This is a genomic window from Streptomyces sp. TAA486, from assembly GCF_000426165.1.
In genome coordinates, this window is record NZ_AUEV01000001.1 from 672,374 (window position 1) to 692,572 (window position 20,199).

The window sequence follows — 20,199 nt, forward strand, 5'->3', positions numbered from 1 at the left end:
AACGGATGCACCGGCACCACACATGCCCAGTCTTGGGTCATGCGGTCCGGTGCGGCATGCCGTCCGAACGGGGAACACTTCCGTCAAGATCGCGAGGCTGATCCATGAACGGCCCGGCGCCCGCCCCCAGGAACCGTCCTTTCACACTCGTCGCTTGTACCGACTGCCGAGATTGCGCTGATGAGCAAGTGGTGCACCGGCTGCGTCAGGGAGTCAGCCGCTGTCCTCATGGGGTGATGGTTGCCACTCGCTGCCTGCGCGGTCTGCTGCGCTGCCGCAGTTCACACGGGCTGCACGCCGCTGTCCAGCCGTGCTCGGAGGACCGCGAGCCGAGAGGTGTCGTGACGCGGCTTGGGCCGATTCGGACCGAGGCGGATGCGGAGGCGGTAGTCGCGTGGTTGCTGGCCGGGATGCCGGACGATGACACCTTGCCAGGGCTCCTCCGGGCGGGCCCGTCGCCGCATCACAGCGCCCACCTCAACTGACGGGCGCCTGCACCGTGTCCAAGTGTCTGCTGACTGTGGTGGTGGGGAACAGCCCTGCCGTGCGGGGTGCCGTCGTCGACGAGTTGCTGAGCGCGTCCCCGGACGCCGCCGTTCTGGCGGTCTCCATCCAGGTTCGGGACGCGAAGTATCCGGTGGTGCAGCGTCTTCTCTCCGGCGTGGACCCGACCCTGCGGGAGTCGGCTTCCCTTGCAGCCACCGGCGACCCGGTGGTGATCCTCCGCCAGGCTCTTCTCTCCATCCGTCACGCCGCCCGATGCCCCCACATCGTCCTTGCTCTTCCGGAGGACCTCGATGTTCTGCCCTTCGTGGTGGAGCTGTGGGAGGTTCCGGTCGGCGGCAGCTCGCTGGCGGACCACTTCGATCCGGGGCCTGTCGTGGTGGGGATCGACCCCGCCTCGTTCCTGGCGGAGATGAGCTGTATTCACCGCGCCGTACGTCTGCGGAACGGGACGGAGCACGCCGACCCTCTGACGGTCGCCGAAGCCGCGGCCCGTCAGGTCGAGGCAGCCGACATCCTGGTCGTGTCCTCCACATCGGACGAGAGTGACGGCCCCAGGACCGCGGGCGTCGCATCGCTGATCCGGCATCTCAACACGCGAGCCCATCAGATGCCGTTCACCCGGGCAGGCACACCAGGGACAGAGTCCCGCCCGTCGCTCGTATGCCGCTTGCCCCCTGGAGCCGTCGATGAGCGGCGCGCCCGCCTGGAGCCCGTGACCGTGCCGAGTGCGCACCGTGGCGTCGAGAACGGGGTGCGGACCGTACTGTGGCGAACCCGCCGCCCCGTACATGCCGGAAGGCTGGCCGACGCGCTGGCCGACGTCATGTCCGGCGTCGTACGAAGCCGCGGCCATCTGTGGCTCTCCAGCCGCCCCGACGCCGTGGTGACCTGGCACTCGGCAGGCGCCCACTTGGAGTTGAGAGAGGCGGGAGGCTGGCTGGAGGCGGAGGATGACCGTGCATGGGAGGCTGCCCCGCCGCAACGGCGTGCGCTCGCCTCATGGTTCTGGCACGACTACTACGGTGAGCGACGCAACGAGATCGCCTTCACGGGCGTCGATCTCGATCAGCGACGGATCCACGCGGTGCTGGACGCCGTCCTGCTCACCGACGAAGAACTGGCCCAGGGAAGGGAGTTCTGGGCGTCTGTCCCGGACTCGCTCCTCGGGGGCACTGATCCCACATGACCCGCACCCACACGCGCGACTACGGCAGCCGGACGAGGTTGAGCCGGTATTCCTCGACCTGGGGGAGGCCCTGTTCAGCGAGGCGGCTGAGCATGTCCTGGTAGGTGACCGGCAGTTGCTCGTACATGCGGGGCGGCAGGCTGCTGAGCGTGTGCGAGGCGAGCACGTCCGTGCCCGGCTGCCACGCCGCGAGCTCGGCCGGCCCTGTGCAGGACCACTGCATGCGGGCCTCGACCTTGCTCAGCGCGTCGTGGGTGTCCTGCGTGCCGACGATCCCTGGGCCGGCGGTGTCCAGGGCCAGCAGGGAGCCCGGGAAGCGCTCGGCGATCATGCCGAGGACGTGGCGGACGTCTGTCTCGTTCAGGAAGGGGAGTACGGCCTCGGCGCAGAAGAGGTACGGGCCCACCGCATCCGCTTCGACCATCGCGGGCCAGGAATCGTCCGTCACGGACGTCGCGATCGTCGTTCGCCGCGCGGTGTCGGTGAAGAAGTTGCGTCGCAGGCCGACCACATCGGGAAGGTCGAGGTCGAACCAGCGTGCCTGTGTGTCGTCGACGCGTTCGTGACGCGTGTTGAGGCCGGAGCCGAGTTCCACCACCGTGCCCGAGGGGTTTGCGGTGAGGAAGTCCGTCACCCACCGGTCGAACAAGGCGGTGCGCAGTACCGCGCCGGTCAGGCTCGGCAGGTCATCGAAGCGTGAGAAGTCGTAGTCGATCGCGGCGACGATCTCCTCCGCTCGCGGGTCCCGCAGGATGGCCTCCGCCTTGCGATTCTCCACCGCCCGGCCGTACAGAGGGATCAGCAGCGTCTCTTGAACCGTCCCCAACCGCACACTGTGCTTCGTCACTGGTTCTCCCTCTCTCGCGCCTGGCATACCGGGTGACGGGAACTCAGCCGGAGCTTCCGGTCCGGTGGAGACCGGGCTGGACAGGAGGGCCCCCACGGCCACTGTCCAGCCCGGCGACTTCACCTGTGCACGGCAGGTACCTGCTCCGGGTGGTCGTGTTCGCAGTCGTCGTCGATGCCGAAGGTGTCCCACTCCGGGAAGGGGTCGACGGACGGGGCGCGCTCGTGGCTGGTCATGAGGCAGCCGGACAAGGCTTCGTGCAGTGCCACGGGCCGCAAGTCGCAGCCGATGAAGACCAGTTCCTGCCCTTGAGGGGCGACGGGGTCGTGGGCGCCGGAGGGTTCGAACCGGGCCACGGCGCCGGCCTGCGACCAAAGACCGGTCACCTGGGGGCGGCTTGCCAGCCGGAAGAACCCCTTTGACCGAAGGACCTGTCCGAAGGAGCCGTCGTCGAGCTGTTCCGTCACGAACTGCCACAACCGGTATGGGTGGAACGGCACTTCGGAGCGGAAGACGGTCGAGGAGATTCCGTACTCCTCGGTCTCCGGGGCATGGTCGCCGTTGAGCTCCATGACCCAGCCCGGAGCCTGCTGGGCACGTTCCAGGTCGAACAGGCCGGTGCCCAGCACGTCCTCGAGGTTCACGCGGCCATGAGAGACGGGCAGGATCCGGGCTGCGGGGTTGAGCCGCGTGAGGGCCGCCCGGAGGCGGGCGGCAGCGCCGTCGTCCACCAGGTCGAGCTTGTTGAGCACGATGACGTCGGCGAACTCGATCTGGTCCATCAACAGGTCGCTTACGGTGCGCTCGTCATTCTCGTACTGATCGAGCCCGCGCTCGGCCAGTCCGTCCCCGCCCGTCAGCTCCGGCAGGAAGTTCGCGGCGTCGACGACCGTGACCATGGTGTCGAGGCGTGCGAGATCCCCGAGCACGGCCCCGTCGTCGCGGGGGAAGGCGAACGTGGCTGCCACCGGCATCGGTTCGGAGATTCCGCTGGACTCGATGAGGAGATGGTCGAAGCGTCCCTCACGAGCCAGCCGGTCGACCTCTTCGAGGAGATCGTCGCGCAGCGTGCAGCAGATGCAGCCGTTGGTCATCTCGACCAGACGCTCCTCGGTGCGCGACAGGGCCGCCTCACCGCCGCGCACGAGCGCGGCGTCGATGTTGACCTCGCTCATGTCGTTGACGATGACCGCGACGCGCAGCCCTTCTCGGTTGCCCAGGACATGGTTGAGCAGCGTGGTCTTGCCGGCGCCGAGGAACCCGGAGAGCACGGTGACCGGCAGACGGTCATGTGCCGTGCCTGCCATGCCGGTTCAGCCCTCGGGGCGCAGGAGTCCGCGCTCGTACGCACGTACCAGCCGCTGCGGCACCTGGTACGTGGTTCCGTCGATCACGACGGGCACGAGCTGCGGCGTGGTGGCCTTCCACTGGGCGCGGCGGTGGCGGGTGTTGCTGCGGGACATCTTCCGCTTGGGGACGGCCATGAGGCACCTCCGTGACGAGTGGGTGTCCCCGCAGGTTAGATGAAAATGGGTTCCATTAGCAATGTTTGTTCGGGGGGTATCGCAGCTCGCTGAGGAGGGGTCGCCGGGAGGTCAGCGTGCCTCGGCGCTGAGCAGGGTGAGGATGCGGGTCGTGCGGTCGCCCGTGTGCGCGTCCCTGCCGTGCCAGCAGCGGTAGTTGTCGAGAATGAGGATGTCCCCCTCCTCAAGTGAGAACCGGGGGAGCGTGCTCTCCAGTTCGCGCACCTTCTCCTCGAAGTGCCGCAGCATGGCCTCGATGTGCTCCATGTCCGGGTCCCGGTGCAGGGGCACGGTGCCGTCACTGCGGCGCACGATCCGACGTCCCCCTCGGGTGTACTCGACATGCCTGCCGGCGCGAGGAGTTGAGGGCAGGCCCCGCAAGCCGGCCCAGGCTCCGTAGAAGTCGACGTCGGTGCCCGTCAGGAACTCCCACAACTCCGGGTCCGCGGTTCGCAGAGCGTCCACGAAACGGTAAGCGTCGGCCACGAACGACTCTCCCCCCGACAGCGGCGGCCGTGTGAGCTGCACGAGGGCGTAGTCCTCATCGGGGTGGCGCCGCCTCGTGGGCACTCCGGCCACGTCCACCACTACGTCGAAGCTGTCCGCGTGCAGGTGCACCGGCGAACCTTCGGACGAGGGCCGCTGACGCTGCGGAAAGAGCTGCCGCAGCTGCTCGCCGAGGGCGAAGGCTGCGGCGACGGTGAGGGCCCGCGGCGACGGAGCCTGCCCCGTCAGGATGACGGCCCCGTCCCGCGCGAGGCAGCGCGAGACCGCGTCGGCGCACCCCATGTCGAGCCGTTCGGGGACCAGTCCGGCTTCGGCCGGGGCCGCGAGCATCTCCTGCATTGCTGTTCGTATCCCTTCAAGCAGTACCGGGTCTTCGCCGTCCGTGGGTCCGCAGATCCGCGGGCGGAGCCGTCCCCACCGACCTCAGGTGGCCTGGTCGGTCCAGTCGGCCGCCGTCGCAACAGTACCTATGAACAGCCGACCTTGGATTGATTTTCATTTTCATATACGCTTCCGGTTCGTCGCTCGATTGGGAGGACGGTGCATGGAGACGGAGACGCACGAACTGGCGCCTGAGCAAGTGGGCTGCGAAACAGCGGCTGATGAACGGCTGCGCGAGTTCTTCTGGACGCCGGTCGGCGCGGCTACCGCGGACGCGGCGCAACTGCGCATGGGAGCCCACGTCCTCGCCCTGCGCTGCGGATCGGGAGCCACCGCCCTGGCCGCCGCCGAACGGACGGGCCCGGTGGGCACGGTCGACGCTGTCGACCCCTCAGGCCCTCTCATCGTCAGGGCACGTGGCGAGGCCGCCGCGCGCAGGCTGGGCAACGTGCAATTCGTGCAGGGCGATGTCCTTGCATGGCCCCCGCGCAGAGGTGGTTACGACTCCATCCTCTGCGCAGGAGGCACGGACGTCTTCCGTGATCCGGTCTCGGCGACAGAGCGGCTGCTCCAACTGCTGCGCCCTGGTGGGCGGCTGACGGTGAGCGTCTGGGCCGAGGCAGTGCTCGAACCGCTCGCTGAAACGCTCCTGCAGGCAATCAGTCTGGCGGAGGCGCTGCCCGGTTCGGTCTCGTGGCCCACCGCGGTGGACGGCCCCACGGGGACGCCCGCCGAGTTGAGGGAGTGGCTGGCCGCGCGCTCGCTGTCCTTCCCTGACGTCCGCACTCACCGTCTGACCTTGCCCGCCGACCCGGATCTGCTCTGGCCGCTACTGCTCCGGACACGCCTGAAGGGGCTGCTCGATGGACTGTCTCCGGCGGCCACGGCGTGCGTGCGGCGGCGGTTCGCTCAGGTGCTGCTCGCCGAACGGAGGGAGACCTTCGAGGTCACCGTCCTCATCGGCACCGGCACGTTGTGCCGCGTCACATCCGCCGTACGCGCCGATGATGCCGGCTCAGCGCTCGGCAGGACGCGTCCCGGTGATGCCACTCGCCCACCATCGCCTCGCTGACACCCACCGGTTCACGTACAGGAGATCCATGTTCCGCCTTCTGCCTGTCTGCCAGTACGCGCACGACCCGCCCCGCCGCACGAGCACGGCCCCGGTTCCGGCCCACCCGTCGGCCGTGGCGATATGACGGGGGTGTGACCTGGTGCAATCACCTCAACCGGACCACTCCCTGGGCTGGGAGGACGGGGTTGTCCTCGCCGTCGACCAGCGGGCGCTGCCGCATGAACACCGCCTGCTCCGCCTGAGCACAGTTGACCAACTTCTGGAAGCCATCAGGGCGTTGGCGATCCGCGGTGCCCCAGCCATCGGGCTGGCGGCAGCCCTCGGCGTGGCGCTGTCCGCCCACCGGAACTCTGCAGGCGGGAGGGTCGACGACGCGGCCGTCCGGGCCGATGCCGCACGCTTGAGCGCGGTTCGCCCCACGGCCGTCAATCTGGCCTGGGGCGTGCGGAGGGCCGCGGCGCGTCTCGACGGCGGGCCCGGCGCCGTGCTGGCCGAAGCTCTTGCCATGCTGGATGAGGACGCGGCAACAAACGCGGCCACGGCGCAACGGGGCGCCGATTTCGTGGAATCGCTGGTACCACACGGGCCCCTGCGTCTTCTCACACACTGCAATACAGGGCGACTTGCCACGGCCGCCGTCGGCACTGCCCTCGGTGCGATCGTGGCCCTGCACGGACGCGGCCGGGTCAGCGAAGTGCTCGTCGGCGAGACCCGACCGCTGCTGCAGGGCGCCCGGCTCACCGCATGGGAACTCGGCGAGGCCGGCGTCCCTTATCGGCTGTGCGTCGATTCTGCCGCCGCCGCGGCCATGGCGCGCGGAATGGTGGACTGCGTACTGGTGGGCGCGGACCGCATCGCGGCAAACGGCGACGTCGCCAACAAGATCGGTACCTACGGACTGGCCGTGTCCGCGGCACACCACGGCATCCCTTTCGTGGTAGTCGCGCCGCGGTCCACATGGGACGAGGAACTGGCCGACGGCTCGCAGATCGTGATCGAGGAACGTGACGCGACCGAGGTGACATCGCTGGCAGGCACCGGCGTCGCACCCGCCGGCGCCGCGGTCCACAATCCGGCCTTCGACGTCACCCCGGCTGAACTGGTCACGGCCGTCGTCTCCGAACACCGCAACTTCCGGCCCCGATCCAGTCAAGCCGACCTGCCGAGCCCGGTGGCACCGTGAGCGGCGGCCTCGCCCACGGGCAACAGACGGAGGTCGCAGACGAACTCGCCGCGCTCTCACGGCAGTTGTATGAACGCGGGTGGATGCCGGGCACGGCCGGCAACCTCTCCGTACGGCTGCCGGACGGGCATGCCGTGATCACCGGCAGCGGCCGGGACAAGGGCACCCTCACGCGGCACGACATGGCACTCGTGGACACCGGCACGGGCGGGCAGCTGAGTCCCGGCCTGCCACGGGCTTCGGCGGAGACCACCATCCACGCGGCGGTCTACCGCACCACCCGGGCACGGGCCGTCGTGCACGTCCACTCGCCTTACGCCACCGCTGTCGCCTGCCGCGCGGGTGACCCGGCGCGGACCCGGACATTGCCCCTCACCGGCTTCGAACTGCTCAAGGGCCTCGGCCTGAAACACCCCGCCGCCTGCGATCTCCCCGTCTTCCCCAACTGGCGGGAGGTGCCCCGGATCGCGGCGGACGTCGCCGGTCACCTGGGCGCCACCGCCGACGCGCCGCCCGGCCTCCTCATCACCGACCACGGCATCACCACATGGGGGGACGAGCTTCGGCAGGCCCGCAACCGTCTGGAGTGCCTGGAGTCGATCTGCCAGCTGCTCCTCCTCACGGGAACCGATTTCGCAGAACCATGGAAGAGGGAGTGATCTGATGACACTGCTGCAAGTCATGCCAGAGGACGACCCGCAGAACGTGCTGCTGCGCACCGAGGACCACGGGCGGATCACCGAAGCGCTGGGCGATTCCTCCGTGACGCTGCGCCGCTGGCCCGTGCGCGGCACCGTCACCCGTGGCACAAGCCAGGAACAAGTCCTCTCCCGCTACCGGACCGAGGTGGACGAGTTGTGCGCGCACGAAGGGCTCGGCCTCGTCGACGTCGCCCAACTGCACCCCGAGGACACCGAGGAGTGGAAGGCGCAGGCAGCCAAGGCTCGTTCGGCCTTTCTCGAGGAGCACAGGCACGGCGAGGACGAGGTGCGCTTCTTCGCGCACGGAAACGGCTGCTTCTACCTCCACATCGGCGAACGCGTCTACGCGACCGTGTGCACGGCGGGCGATCTTCTCTCCGTACCTGCCGGCACACGCCACTGGTTCGACATGGGACCGCGCCCCGAATTCACCGCGATCCGCTTCTTCGAGAAGGCCGACGGATGGGTGGGCGACTTCACCGGCGACCCGATCGGACAGCGCTTCCCCCGCCTCGACGCTCTTCTCAAGGCCGGGGCGGCATGATGACGGCGGAGACGACGCCGGTGCGGGCCGTGGTCCTCGACATCGAGGGGACCACGGGCTCGGCCTCCCACGTGCACGACGTGCTCTTCCCGTACGCCAGGAAGCGCTTTGCCGATTGGCTGGCGGCGCATCGCGGCGAGCGCGCCCACGCGGAACTCCTGCGAGAGATACGGGACTTCACCGGCGACGCCGCGCTCGGGGAGGAGGAGGCCGTGACGGCCCTGGAGCGCTGGTCCGACCAGGACCTGAAGGCTCCACCGCTGAAGAGGGCCCAGGGCCTGATCTGGGCCGACGGCTACGCACGCGGCGAACTGGCGGGCCACGTCTACGACGACGTGCCATCAGCGCTCGCCCTCTGGAGGCACGCCGGCATTGACTGCTTCATCTATTCCTCGGGCTCGCGCGCGGCCCAGCGCGACTGGTTCGCGCACAGCAATCACGGCGACCTCAGCGGCCTCGTATGCGACCACTTCGACCTCCTCGACGCAGGGAACAAGCACAATGCCGAGTCCTACCGGAACATCGCCGAGGCCGTTCGCACACCGCCGGGCGAAATCCTCTTCCTCAGCGACGAGTGCCGCGAGCTGGATGCCGCAGCGACGGCCGGCTGGCAGACGGTGGCCGTACGGCGCCCCGGTGACCCCCGGGGAGTCCGAGTGGACGGCCACCGGGTCGTCTCCTCGCTGGACGAGCTCCGGTTGCTGAGCGGCTCCCGGACCACGGAAACCGTCCGCCGGACAGCGGACGTCCCCAACTCCCCTGCAGAGAGGCCGCGATGACAGACGACCCCCGACTCCCTGCGGCCGACGTAGGGGTGATCGGCGGCAGCGGATTCTACGAGTTGCTCTCCGAGGCCGAAGAGCTCCGGGTCGACACCCCGTTCGGTGAACCGGCCGATGCGGTCACCGTGGGGACGGCCGGGGGACGTCGCGTGGCGTTCCTGCCGCGACACGGCCGGGGGCACCGTTTCCCCGCCCACAAGATCAACTATCGGGCGAACATGTGGGCACTGCGCTCCGTGGGCGTCCGCCAGATACTCGCCCCCTGTGCCGCCGGGTCACTGCGCCGCGATCTGGGGCCGGGCACGGTCGTGGTGCCGGACCAGCTCGTGGACCGTACGAGCGGCCGCGTCCAGACCTTCTACGACGAGGGTGCCGTGCACGTCTCGTTCGCCGACCCCTACTACGAGCCGGGACGCTCGGCGCTCCTCAAGGCAGCTGCCGTCATGGGCGGCGAAGCCGTCGACGGCGGGACGATGGTCGTCGTCGAGGGGCCGAGGTTCTCCACCCGCGCCGAGTCCCGGTGGTTCGCTTCGCAGGGCTGGTCGCTGGTGAATATGACCGGTCACCCTGAGGCCGTGCTCGCTCGTGAACTGGATATGTGCTACGCGTCGTTGGCCCTGGTGACCGACTTGGATGCCGGTATCGGCCCCGAGGACGGCGTCGCCCAGGAGGATGTCTTCGCGCTGTTCGCCCAGAACGTCGAACGACTGCGCCGCATCGTCCTCCAGGCCGTACAGCTCCTGCCCGAGAGTGTCCAGGAACTGCCGTGCGCACGGGCGACGCAGGGGATGACACTGCCCTTCGAACTGCCCTGAAACGACGCGACGCTCCCACCCCGGCCCTTTTCCTCAGACCGTGAGCAGGGGTTCGGCGGTGGGGGCTCGCACGCCGGAGAAGCTGAGCGTGCGGTAGACGGCGACACCGTCAGCCAGTTCCGCGCACGCCCGGGCCGCCTCCATGGCCCTGCGCGTACATGAGGGATCCCGGGAGTCCAGGAGGACTCCGAGAGTCGTGCCGCTGTGCCCCACGGCCACACCGAGACCGCCCACCTCACGGCAGATCTCCCGCATCGGCTCCAGCGACCGCTTGTACCGCAGCGGCTGGTTCATCAGCGCGCTCCGGGTCGCGACCCTGCCCACTTCCACCAGATCGTGACGCGGGATGGCGTCAGCGAGCCTGTCCAGCAGTCGGGCGTACTCATAACCCTGCGCTGTGGAGTAGGACTTGGGTATGCGGTTGTAGGCGACGGTGTCCACGGCGCCGCCCTCGTCGATCCCCACCACGGTCATCGCCGGGAGGGATCCCAGGACCGCGCGCAGCCGCACCTCCCGGTGGTGGAACGCGACGATCCCCGGGTAGAGCACGCCGTCCGTCGGTTCGATCCGGGCCAGCAATCGCTCGATCCGGCCGGGCGGCATCGGCGTTGTGAGGGTCTTCGCCACGGCTCGGGCCGTGGCGACGAGGTCCGCCGAAGAACTGGCCAGCCCCTTGCCCTCGGGGATCACACTGCTGACGGTCAGTACGCCCCTGACGGGACGGCGCTCCTCTTCGGCGATCAAGTGCGCCAACTGCAGTGCTTTCTTCTTGTGCACGGGCCGTACGGTGATCCCGTCTGCCCCCGGGTCCTGACGGAATGTCGCCATGCTCCACCTGGCGACCGGCAGGGTCACGAGGAAGTCGCCACCATCCCCCGGCAGCACACCCTGCAGCAGTTCGCCGAAGGTGCCGAAGGCCGTGCCAGTGCCCGTCAGCCCCTGTCGCGGGGTCACATCGTGGGAGCGCTTCACGTGTTTCCTCTCTTTTCCTGCGCCGCCTCCTCGTAGCCGTAGCTCTGCGACCGCACGAGTGCGTGTGTCCGAGATCCGCCGGACACCTGCCGGCGGCCGACTCGATGTCACATCACGGTGAAGGCAGCTGAGGGTTCAGGGGACCGCACCAGATACGGGACCCGGCTGAAGGGCCATGTGGGACGGGACTTCTCGCGTACGCGTGAGGTCAGTTGACGGCTGTTGCGACGCCGGCATCGAGGGCCCACGCCGGATGTCGTGGGTGGAGATGAAACTGATAATCGTTCTAACTCATCCGGATGCGATGAGGCAAGCCGGCGTTGCCTGTGCGCATTGGTGTCCTCGGGGTCGAGTGGCCTCGCTGCGCTGCCGGCGGTGCGCGGTGGCCAATAGTGGTCTTGACAATCATTTCCACTTGGTTGATGCTCGCTGACGCGAGGCAGCCGCCCGGATTCAGCCGTGCCGTATCGGGGTGTGCGCCGCTCCGGGCCGCGAGAACTGCGGCGGGATGTCTCGGAGTTCACCTCCTGCGGGAGGCGCGCGTCATGACGGAGCAGTGCAGCCGGCGGGGACGGGACCCGCAGGAAGAACCCCAGCAGGAGGAGCCATGGGCGAGCAGAACCGTACGAGGACAGCACCCTCCGCCGACGACCCGGCAGTGGCCGGGGCGTGGGACCTCCACGGAACCCTTCCGCACACGCTTCCCGCGGACGAGATCATCGCCCTCAACACCCCCAAGGCGGACCTGCACACGTGGCGCACGTACGCCTACCGGGACTGGACGTTCGACATGCCCCCTGGCGTCTTCACGCCGGGGGAGACGAGCCGGATGATCCACGACCGGATCCTGGACGGGACCATCCCCGTCGGCGGGAGGTGCTACGGGGCCATGGGCGTCGGCCTCGGTGTCGAGGCGGTCGTCGCCGGGCTCCGCGGGGCGAAGGAGATCCACGCGATGGATATCGACCCCGAGAGCGTGCGGGCGATGACGGATGCCTACGAGCGGATCGTGGGCGACCGGCCCGGAACCCTCTTCCACCCCCGGGTTTCGGACCTGTTCGAGAGCGTGCCCGACGGAGCACGGTTCGACGTGATCACCTTCAACCCGCCCGCCGTGCGGGAGACGGTGAGCGAGGACCCGGCCGTCGTGCGGAACGTGTGCGTGGGCATAGGCATTGTGCGGCGGTTCTTCGACCAGGTCGTGCAGCGCAACCTGCTGGCGAAGGACGGTGAGATCTACTTCATCGTCTCCAACACCTCCGAGCTGCGGAACATCGTTGCGTACGCGATCGAATCCGGGTTCTTCCCGGAGGTGATCCACCATCAGACGTGGGACACGGACGACGTGCAGACCTTCTTGTTCAAGTTGCGCCCGAGTGCAGCGGTCTGACGGCGCCGGGGATGCACTCACATATCGCGGAAGCGATCAAGCAGCCCGACCTGATCCGTCTCGAGCCGGATCTGATCTGCCTGCGTTTCGAGACGATGAAGGTCTACTCGGCCTTGGGAGCGGTTCGCCATCTGCTCGATTCGGAGGCCGTGAATCCGGGCGACACGCTCATCGACAGCTCCAGCGGCATCTACGCGCAGGCCCTCGCGCTCGCGTGCCACCGCTACGGGCTCAAGTGCCACATCGTGGGCTCCACGACCGTGGACCGGACACTCCGCGTGCAACTGGAGATTCTCGGCGCCACCCTGGAACAGGTCGAGCCGTCGAAGAACCTCCGCCTCGACCAGGAACTGCGGGTATGCCGGATCGCGGAAATCCTCGAGTCGAATCCGTCGTACCACTGGATGCGGCAGTACCACGACGAGATCCACTACTACGGCTACCGCGAGGTCGCCGACGTCATGGACCGGGAAATCCCCGCGGGGCCGGTCACCTTGGTCGGCGGTGTCGGCTCAGGGGCGTCGACCGGCGCCATCAGCACCTACCTCAGGGAAGCCAGCCGGGACGTGTCCGTGGTGGGTATGCAGCCTTTCGGCAGCGTGACGTTCGGTTCGGAGCACGTGCCGGACCCGGACATGATCATCGCCGGCATAGGCAGCGCCATCGAGTTCAAGAACGTCCGGCACGAGCTGTACGACAGGATCCACTGGGTCAATTTCGAATGCGCCCTGTCGGGATCCGTTGAACTGCTGCGCAGCACCGGGATATTCGCGGGCCTGTCCGCTGGGGCGGCGTACCTGACCAGTCTTTGGGAACGGCGCGGGAACAGCTCGCGCACGTACGTCTTCATCGCGGCCGACTCCGGCCACCGCTACGTCGAGGACGCCTACGCCCAGCACCGCAGTGCCAAGGGCATCGAGACCCTGAGACCGCACGAGATCGCCTCCCTCGACGAACTGAAACCCCCCTGGTCGGCAGCTTCCTGGCGCGACATATCCCAGCCGGCGCACGGCAGTTGACGCCACGGCCCCGCAAAGAACCTGGCCGGCCCCTCCAACGGTCGGCCTCCGGCTCACAGAGCAGCAGCATCACATCCACCACTCGACGAGAGAACCGAGAATGCCCTACCCGAAGCCGCACACTGTCGCGGAACTGACCGAGGGAATACTGGAGGGGGCCTATGGCCCGGATCCGAAGGACATAACCGTCACCAGCGCCTTCTGGCTCTATCACACGACGCGGCTGGCGGGCGGCGACGTCACTTACCACAACCACTACCTCCTGCTGCGCGTGGGAGAGAGCTTCGGCGCCTGCTCCTTCGAAGCGGGCGAGCTGAGCCCCGAGTTCTGCGAGAACGCCTCCGGTTTCACTCTGGAGACGCTCCTACGCAACGAGTCCGCCTCCGTGCGCATCGCCGCACTGGACGCCTATCTCTCCCGGGTTCGCCAGCACCGGGAGGCCGGTGAAGCCGAGCCGGTCACGCTGCCCACGGGAACGCCGGAGATACGGGCGAGGGCGCGGGACGCCGCCATCGCCGGACTCCTCGACCTTGAGCCGGGCGCCAAGGTGGCTCTGATCGGTGTGGTGAATCCACTGATCGAAGCGATACGTGACCGAGGTGGTGTGTGTCTGCCCTGTGACCTGAATCTGCGCACCACGCAGTGGGGTGAGCCGGTCTCGGACGACATGACCGAAGTCCTCGAGCAGGCGGATGCCGTGGTGGCCACCGGAATGACCCTCGGCAACGGCACGTTCGACCTGATTCTCGAGCACTGCAGGCAGAACGCCCTGCCGCTCGTGGTCTACGCGCAGTCCGGCAGCGCCGTCGCCCGCGCGTTCCTGTCCAGCGGCGTCTCCGCGCTGTCGGCCGAGGCCTTCCCCTTCTCGCAGTTCAGCGCGGACGCGACCGTCCTGTACCGCTACCGGGCCGACAGCTCTGCGGCGGCACTCGAGGAGGCATCTTGAGCAACGGCGCCGGGACTTCACAGATGAAGCGCGACGACCCGGACACCGGTGAGCAGCTTCCGAGCGACCTGAACATGACGCGCACGCTGTGGCCGATACTGCTGGCCTCAGCGGTCGGGCTGCTGCCCTTCACCATCTTCAGCACGTACCTGGTACCGATCGCCGGCGAGTCCGGAAGCAGCGTCGCAGCGATGGGCGGACTCCGTGGGCTCGGGGGCCTCGCGGCCCTCTTGGTCGGTACGGCACTGGCACCGCTGATCGACCGGGTCCCCAAGGAGTGGGCCGCTGCCGGCGGACTCGGAGTGCTGGCGGTCTCGGCCGCTCTCGGAGCGAGCGGCGAATACGTCCTTCTCGTGGCGTTCTGCCTGCTCGTCGGGGCTGGGACAGCCGTACTCAATCCGGCTCTGACGGCGGCGGCAGCCGACCGGTTCGGCTCCGGGAAGGCGGCCAGCAGGGCGGCGACGCTGGTCACGGCCACCCAGTCCATGACGGCGATGCTGGCGGCGCCCGTGATCGCGCTGCCCGCGGTGTTCTGGGGGTGGGAGGGAGACCTTCTCGCGGTCACAGTCGTCTCGCTGCTGCTCGCGGCCATCCTGCTCTCACGGCGCGGGCATTCCGTTGTGGAGGAAGAAGCGGCCGACAGCGGCGAGAAGTTGAGCTACTTCGCCTCCTTCAAGGCGCTCGCCGCGGTGCGCGGTGCCGTGCCGCTGCTGCTGATATCCCTTCTCCGCACCGCAGTGTTCATGGGGTACCTGGCATATCTGGCCGCGTACTACGACAGCCGCTTCCAACTCGACCCCGGACTCTTCTCGTTCGTCTGGACGCTCAGCGGTGCTTCGTTCTTCGTGAGCAACCTCCTCACGGGACGGCTGACGAACTCCGCTCAGCCCCGGGTGCGTACTGAGCACCTGCTGCTCCTCGGCCTTGTCGCGGCCATGGCCTCCGTCGTCGGTTTCTACTTCACGCACTGGCTTCCGCTGGCTCTTGTGCTCACTTCGCTCCACGCAGCGAGTCACGCGGTCGTCGCCGCGTGTGCGGTGAGCCTGCTGGTGAGGCGCTGCGGGGCGCTGCGCGGATCCGCGTTGAGCATCAACGCTGCGGGGATGAGCCTCGGCGTCTTCGTCGGCGCTTCCCTGGGCGGCGCCGGGCTCGGCCTTGCCGGCTATCCCGGAATCGCTCTGGTCTTCGGGGCGCTCACAGCGGTGGCACTGGGGGCGGCCTTCCTGGTCTCGCGTCTCTCCGGCGACGAACTCACCGGCGAGGACGGCACGGAGAACCCCGATTCGTCCGACACGTCCACGACCTCGTGACCGGCCTCACGACGAACACGTCGTCCACCATCCGTTGCGGAAAGGAGTGCGTATGTGCCCGTCAGCATCATCGGCGCCGACGGTGAGCAGCGATTCCCGCACCCCGGAGGGGAAGGTGGGCCAGGCTTCCGGCGCCCGTGGTTCCGGGTCCTCTGTCTCACGCATGAGGCTGACGACGACGTGCGTCGTCCTCCTCGCTCTGCTGCTGGTGTCGGTCGTCGTCGCCATTGGTCTCGGGACTGCGGTGATCACGCCCCCCGACACCGCCCGGTACCTGTGGGCGGCTCTGAGCGGCGGGAAGATCGGCGCGAGCGAGACGACGACGTATCAGATCGTCTGGGAGATCCGCACTCCGCGCGTGCTGCTTGCCGCACTCGTCGGGGCGGGGCTGAGCACCATCGGGGTCGCCGTCCAGGCGATGGTGCGCAACGCGCTGGCGGACCCGTACGTCCTGGGGGTCTCCTCCGGAGCGTCCGTCGGTGCGGTCGGCGTCACCGTCACGGGTGGGCTTGCGGGGCTGGGGGTCTACGCCATGTCAGCGGGCGCGTTCATGGGGGCTCTGGCGGCATCCGCCCTGGTGTACACGGCTGCCGTAAGCCGGGCCGGGATGTCACCGCTGCGCCTCATACTGACCGGCGTCGCCATGGCGCTCGGCTTCCAGGCCGTGATGAGCGTGATCATCTACTTGGTCCCTAACAGCGAGGCCACCAGCACGGTTCTGTACTGGACCATGGGGAGCTTCGGCGCCGCGACATGGTCAGCGCTGCCCGCCGTGGCCGCCGCGGTGCTGCTCGGCCTGGTCGTGCTGCGGCGCTACAGCCGCGCCCTGGACGTGATGGCGCTCGGCGACGAGACCGCGGCGAGCCTGGGCGTCGACCCCGACCGGCACCGTAAGCAACTTCTGGTCCTCGTCTCGCTCGTGACCGGTGCCATGGTCGCCGTGAGCGGTGCCATCAGCTTCGTCGGCCTGGTCATGCCCCACTTGGTTCGCATGGTCGTCGGGTCCACGCACGCGCGCGTCCTCGCCGTCAGCCCGCTCGTCGGAGCCGTCTTCATGGTGTGGGTGGACCTAGTCGCCCGGACGCTCGTCGCCCCGCGGGAACTGCCCCTCGGCGTCATCACCGCACTGGTCGGCGTCCCGGTGTTCGTCACGCTGATGCGCCGCAAGGCCTACATGTTCGGAGGCCGTTGACATGGACCTCACCCTCGATCAGCTCTCCGTCGTCACCGATGGCAAGAAGCTCCTGAGCGACCTCTCGCTGAACGTGCCGGACGGCCGGTGCGTCGGCCTCGTCGGACCCAACGGCAGCGGCAAGTCCACCGCGCTGAGGTGCATCTACCGGGCCCTGCGTCCGAGTTCCGGCACCGTGCGGATCGGTGAGGAGGAACTCTCCCGTCTGAGGATGCGGCGAAGCGCCCAACTCGTCGCCGCCCTCGCCCAGGACGGAGAGGTCGAACTCGACTTCACCGTCGAGGAAGTCGTCGCTCTGGGCCGCACGCCCCACATCCGGGGCAACCACGTGCTCAGTGCCAGGGAGCGGGAGCTGTGCGAGCGGGCCATGGAGCAGCTCGACATCTCCCACCTCGCCCGGCGGGGCGTACTGACGCTCTCGGGAGGCGAGCGTCAACGCGTCCTCGTGGCCCGTGCGCTCGTCCAGGAGCCCAAGATCCTCGTCCTCGACGAGCCGACCAACCACCTCGACGTACGTCATCAGGTGGAGCTGCTGTCGCTGCTGCGCAGCACCGGCCTGACCACCTTGGTCGTGCTGCACGACCTCAACCTCGCCGCAGCGGCCTGCGACCAGCTCGGCGTGCTCTCCGAAGGCCGCCTGGTCGCCTCCGGAACTCCGGAGAAGGTCCTGACGCCGGAATTGGTTCACGACGTCTTCGGCGTCCGCACCACCGTCGTCTGCCACCCGCTGACGGGCGATCCGCAACTGCTGTATTCCCTCACCCTCACCCCTGCATCAAAGAACGGAAGTGACACGTCATGCACGCCACCCGGCCACTGAACTCCGCACGGCGACGCGCCGTCATGGGATCGACCGCGGCTGTCGCACTCCTGCTCACGGGATGCGGTGCCGATGTCGCGACCGACGGGAAGAAGTCCGAGAAGGCCACCGTCAAGAGGTGCGGTGAGCCGGTCGAATACACCACCCCTCAGCGCACGGTCGCCTACGAGGGCGGCAGCGCCGACAAGCTCTTCAGCCTCGGACTGACCGACCACGTGTACGGCTACGTGATGCCACCGGCGAACCCTCCCGTGAAGGAGTCGCCGTGGGCGTCCGAATACGCCAAGGTGAAGAAGCTCAGCGACGATCTCCTGAACAAGGAAGTCGTCGTCGATGCAAAGGCCGACTTCGTGGTGGCCGGCTGGAACTCCGGCTTCAGCGACCAGCGCGGCATCACACCCGAGATCCTGGACAAGCTCAAGATCCAGAGCTTCATGCACACCGAAAGCTGCTACAACTACCCGAAGCACCCGGAGAAGAAGAAGCCTTTCGAAGCCCTCTACACCGACCTGGAGCGGCTCGGGAAGATATTCAAGGTGGAGGAAAAGGCGACGAAGGTCGTCGACGACCTCAAGCAGCGTGAGAAAGCGGTGGAGGCAAAGGCGCCCAAGGGCAGTCCGGTACCGGTCTTCCTCTACGACTCGGGCACGGACCAGCCCTTCACCGCGGGGAACCAGGTCCCGCCCAACGACATCATCAAGAAGGCCGGTGGGAAGAACGTCTTCTCGAACCTCGACCACCGCTGGACACAGGTGAACTGGGAGAGCGTCACCAAGTCCGAGCCCGAGGTCATCGTGATCCTCGACTACGGGGACAAGCCGGCCAAGAAGAAGATCGATTTCCTCAAGAAGTCACGGCAGACCAAGGAGTTGCCAGCCGTGAAGAACAACAACTTCTTCATCCTCGACTACAACGAAGGCATCAGCGGCCCCCGCAACATCGACGGCCTGGAGAAGTTCGGCAAGTACGTGCGGAAACTGGAACGCTGAAGCACGCAGCAGCTATTGTGTGAAAAAACTCGGTATGCATGGCTCTGTGCGGGATGCGTCGGAGGAGGCTGACAGGCGGAACGTGATCCGCGAGGAGGCCGACATGGACAGACGTGGGGGTTGGAGCAGCAGGCAAGGTTTCGGTGAGGGGGCGGGCCGATGTCACGGCCAGATACGCAGAGGGGGGCATGCGGAGCGGGCCGGCCTTGCTGCGGATTTGGCGGGGGAGTTCGGGGCGGAGTTGGTGCGGGCTTTGCGTGCGGGGCTGGCTCCGGGCCGGGCCGGTGCATACGGTTCGCGTGGGCCGTCGCAGCTGAGTTGGTACGCGTTCGCCGTGGACTACGCTCAGGCGCACTGGTTGGGGCGGGCGGCGCACACCCGGCGGGAGAACAGCGAGGCGCTGGCGGCCATTACCCGGGCGATGTTGCTTGACCTGCCGGGTCGCCCCGAGGAGTCGCTCCTGCACCGTTCGCTGCAGGGATGGGCATTCGTCGTACTCGGGCCCCAGGAAGGCGAAGTTCCCGTACAGGCGCGGTTGGTACTGGACTGGGTAGCGAAGGCGTCCCGGCCGTTGATCGACCTGCATGACCCGGCGGTGGCCCGCGGTGTGCTTGATGCACTGCGCCGCAAGCGCGACGGCACGGCCGCGGCCCGGGAGACATGGCGACGCAAACGGAAGGTGCTGGTGAGCGCCTTGTACTACGCCGTCGAACAGGGTGAGTTGGGTAGTCATCCGCTCGACAACATCAGGGGTGGAGTCTCGCGGCAGGTAACCAAGGTCGATCCTCGTGTTGTCGTCAACCCTCAGCAGGCGCGCACACTGATCACCGCCGTCACTTACGTCGGCACCTATCACCGGGCACGTGGCCGACGGCTCGTCGGCTTCTTCGCGGGCATGTATTACGCCGGACTGCGTCCGGAAGAGGCAGCGGGGGTGGTGGTGACCGACTGCGTGCTGCCCACCAGTGGTTGGGGCCGGCTGGTCGTCAACCGGGCCCTGCCGCAGGTGGGCAAGAAGTGGACTGACAGCGGGCGCCGCCACGACCAGCGGGGGCTGAAGAACCGCCCGGCAGGTGAGACCAGGGTCGTGCCCCTTCCTCCGCACCTCGTTGCCTTGTGGCGCGAGAGCATCAACACCTTCGGGGTCGCAGACGACGGCCGCCTGTTCTTCACCGAGCGCGGCGACATCATCGGCTCCACCTCGTACTACAGGGCCTGGAGCGAAGCCCGCACGCTCGCACTACCGCCGCAACTTGTGGCGTCCCCGCTCGCCGCGAAGCCCTACGATCTACGGCACTCCGCCCTGTCCACCTGGCTGTGCTCAGGAGCAGATCCAGCGGAGGTGGCCCAGCGCGCCGGCAACAGCATCGACGTCCTCCTCACGCGCTACGCGAAGTGCCTCTACGACAGGCAATCCATCACCAACCAGCGCATCGAGCACCTCCTACGCGCCTACGACCCGCCCGCTCCGGACGACGAAACAGCTACGGCTTCGCCTGAGCAGTGACCC

20 protein-coding genes are annotated in these 20,199 nt (G+C 68.1%); 15 read left to right on the forward strand and 5 right to left on the reverse strand.

The window, feature by feature from the left end:
- Positions 1-526: 526 nt before the first annotated feature.
- Positions 527-1,693: a GTP-binding protein gene (locus I004_RS0103065; RefSeq protein WP_486579704.1), complete on the forward strand. Its 1,167-nt coding sequence runs from the start codon at positions 527-529 to the stop codon at positions 1,691-1,693.
- A 19-nt stretch (positions 1,694-1,712) separates the two neighbouring features.
- Here the strand turns inward: I004_RS0103065 and I004_RS0103070 are convergent, their stop codons facing one another.
- From I004_RS0103070 to I004_RS0103085, 4 genes are all read right to left on the reverse strand, one after another.
- On the reverse strand, positions 1,713-2,540 hold the full coding sequence (locus tag I004_RS0103070; protein WP_028434286.1) for a class I SAM-dependent methyltransferase: 828 nt from the start codon (positions 2,538-2,540) through the stop codon (positions 1,713-1,715).
- A gap of 119 nt (positions 2,541-2,659) precedes the next feature.
- Positions 2,660-3,847 carry a CobW family GTP-binding protein gene (locus tag I004_RS0103075; protein WP_028434287.1) on the reverse strand — a complete coding sequence of 396 codons (1,188 nt, stop codon included), beginning with the start codon at positions 3,845-3,847 and terminating at the stop codon, positions 2,660-2,662.
- 6 nt (positions 3,848-3,853) lie between these two features.
- Positions 3,854-4,024 (reverse strand): 50S ribosomal protein L32, encoded by a 171-nt coding sequence (rpmF, locus tag I004_RS0103080; protein WP_028434288.1) that lies wholly within the window; start codon positions 4,022-4,024, stop codon positions 3,854-3,856.
- A gap of 111 nt (positions 4,025-4,135) precedes the next feature.
- Positions 4,136-4,909: a TauD/TfdA family dioxygenase gene (locus I004_RS0103085; protein ID WP_028434289.1), complete on the reverse strand. Its 774-nt coding sequence runs from the start codon at positions 4,907-4,909 to the stop codon at positions 4,136-4,138.
- 205 nt (positions 4,910-5,114) lie between these two features.
- On the opposite strand from I004_RS0103085, the gene I004_RS31835 reads away from it, so the two are divergent.
- The 6 genes from I004_RS31835 to I004_RS0103115 all read left to right on the forward strand — a co-directional run bounded on the left by I004_RS31835 (position 5,115) and on the right by I004_RS0103115 (position 10,051).
- Entirely contained in the window at positions 5,115-6,023 is a 909-nt protein-coding gene (locus I004_RS31835; protein WP_051344629.1) for a class I SAM-dependent methyltransferase, read from the forward strand.
- Between the two features lie 142 nt (positions 6,024-6,165).
- Positions 6,166-7,209 (forward strand): S-methyl-5-thioribose-1-phosphate isomerase, encoded by a 1,044-nt coding sequence (gene mtnA / locus I004_RS39770; RefSeq protein ID WP_037974610.1) that lies wholly within the window; start codon positions 6,166-6,168, stop codon positions 7,207-7,209.
- Positions 7,206-7,868 (forward strand): methylthioribulose 1-phosphate dehydratase, encoded by a 663-nt coding sequence (mtnB, locus tag I004_RS39775; RefSeq protein ID WP_051344630.1) that lies wholly within the window; start codon positions 7,206-7,208, stop codon positions 7,866-7,868. The genes mtnA and mtnB overlap by 4 nt, the downstream gene beginning before the upstream one ends.
- 4 nt (positions 7,869-7,872) lie before the next feature.
- A complete protein-coding gene (locus I004_RS0103105; protein ID WP_028434291.1) occupies positions 7,873-8,454 on the forward strand; it encodes a cupin in 582 nt (193 codons plus the stop codon).
- On the forward strand, positions 8,451-9,233 hold the full coding sequence (gene mtnC, locus I004_RS31845) for an acireductone synthase (RefSeq protein ID WP_051344631.1): 783 nt from the start codon (positions 8,451-8,453) through the stop codon (positions 9,231-9,233). Before I004_RS0103105 ends, mtnC begins: the two co-directional genes overlap by 4 nt.
- A complete protein-coding gene (locus I004_RS0103115) occupies positions 9,230-10,051 on the forward strand; it encodes an S-methyl-5'-thioadenosine phosphorylase (RefSeq protein WP_028434292.1) in 822 nt (273 codons plus the stop codon). Before mtnC ends, I004_RS0103115 begins: the two co-directional genes overlap by 4 nt.
- A gap of 33 nt (positions 10,052-10,084) precedes the next feature.
- Here I004_RS0103115 and I004_RS0103120 read toward each other — a convergent pair whose 3' ends face one another.
- Positions 10,085-11,023, reverse strand: a complete 939-nt coding sequence (locus I004_RS0103120) for a GHMP family kinase ATP-binding protein (RefSeq protein ID WP_028434293.1) — start codon at positions 11,021-11,023, stop codon at positions 10,085-10,087.
- Positions 11,024-11,630: 607 nt separating this feature from the next.
- On the opposite strand from I004_RS0103120, the gene I004_RS0103125 reads away from it, so the two are divergent.
- The 8 genes from I004_RS0103125 (at position 11,631) to I004_RS31850 (ending at position 20,196) form a co-directional block, all read left to right on the forward strand.
- Entirely contained in the window at positions 11,631-12,413 is a 783-nt protein-coding gene (locus I004_RS0103125; protein WP_199779314.1) for a class I SAM-dependent methyltransferase, read from the forward strand.
- A gap of 11 nt (positions 12,414-12,424) precedes the next feature.
- A complete protein-coding gene (locus I004_RS0103130) occupies positions 12,425-13,432 on the forward strand; it encodes a pyridoxal-phosphate dependent enzyme (protein WP_028434295.1) in 1,008 nt (335 codons plus the stop codon).
- A gap of 100 nt (positions 13,433-13,532) precedes the next feature.
- Complete coding sequence (locus tag I004_RS0103135) at positions 13,533-14,378, forward strand: Rossmann-like domain-containing protein (RefSeq protein WP_028434296.1); 846 nt, start codon at positions 13,533-13,535, stop codon at positions 14,376-14,378.
- Positions 14,375-15,688, forward strand: a complete 1,314-nt coding sequence (locus I004_RS0103140) for an MFS transporter (protein ID WP_028434297.1) — start codon at positions 14,375-14,377, stop codon at positions 15,686-15,688. The genes I004_RS0103135 and I004_RS0103140 overlap by 4 nt, the downstream gene beginning before the upstream one ends.
- Before the next feature lie 163 nt (positions 15,689-15,851).
- The gene (locus I004_RS0103145; RefSeq protein ID WP_037974901.1) at positions 15,852-16,880 is read left to right on the forward strand and encodes an iron ABC transporter permease; all 1,029 of its coding nucleotides are present in this window, start codon (positions 15,852-15,854) and stop codon (positions 16,878-16,880) included.
- A 1-nt stretch (position 16,881) separates the two neighbouring features.
- Complete coding sequence (locus I004_RS0103150; protein WP_028434299.1) at positions 16,882-17,700, forward strand: ABC transporter ATP-binding protein; 819 nt, start codon at positions 16,882-16,884, stop codon at positions 17,698-17,700.
- Positions 17,679-18,689 carry an ABC transporter substrate-binding protein gene (locus I004_RS0103155; protein WP_028434300.1) on the forward strand — a complete coding sequence of 337 codons (1,011 nt, stop codon included), beginning with the start codon at positions 17,679-17,681 and terminating at the stop codon, positions 18,687-18,689. The genes I004_RS0103150 and I004_RS0103155 overlap by 22 nt, the downstream gene beginning before the upstream one ends.
- Before the next feature lie 334 nt (positions 18,690-19,023).
- A complete protein-coding gene (locus I004_RS31850) occupies positions 19,024-20,196 on the forward strand; it encodes a tyrosine-type recombinase/integrase (RefSeq protein ID WP_486579705.1) in 1,173 nt (390 codons plus the stop codon).
- Positions 20,197-20,199: the final 3 nt, after the last annotated feature.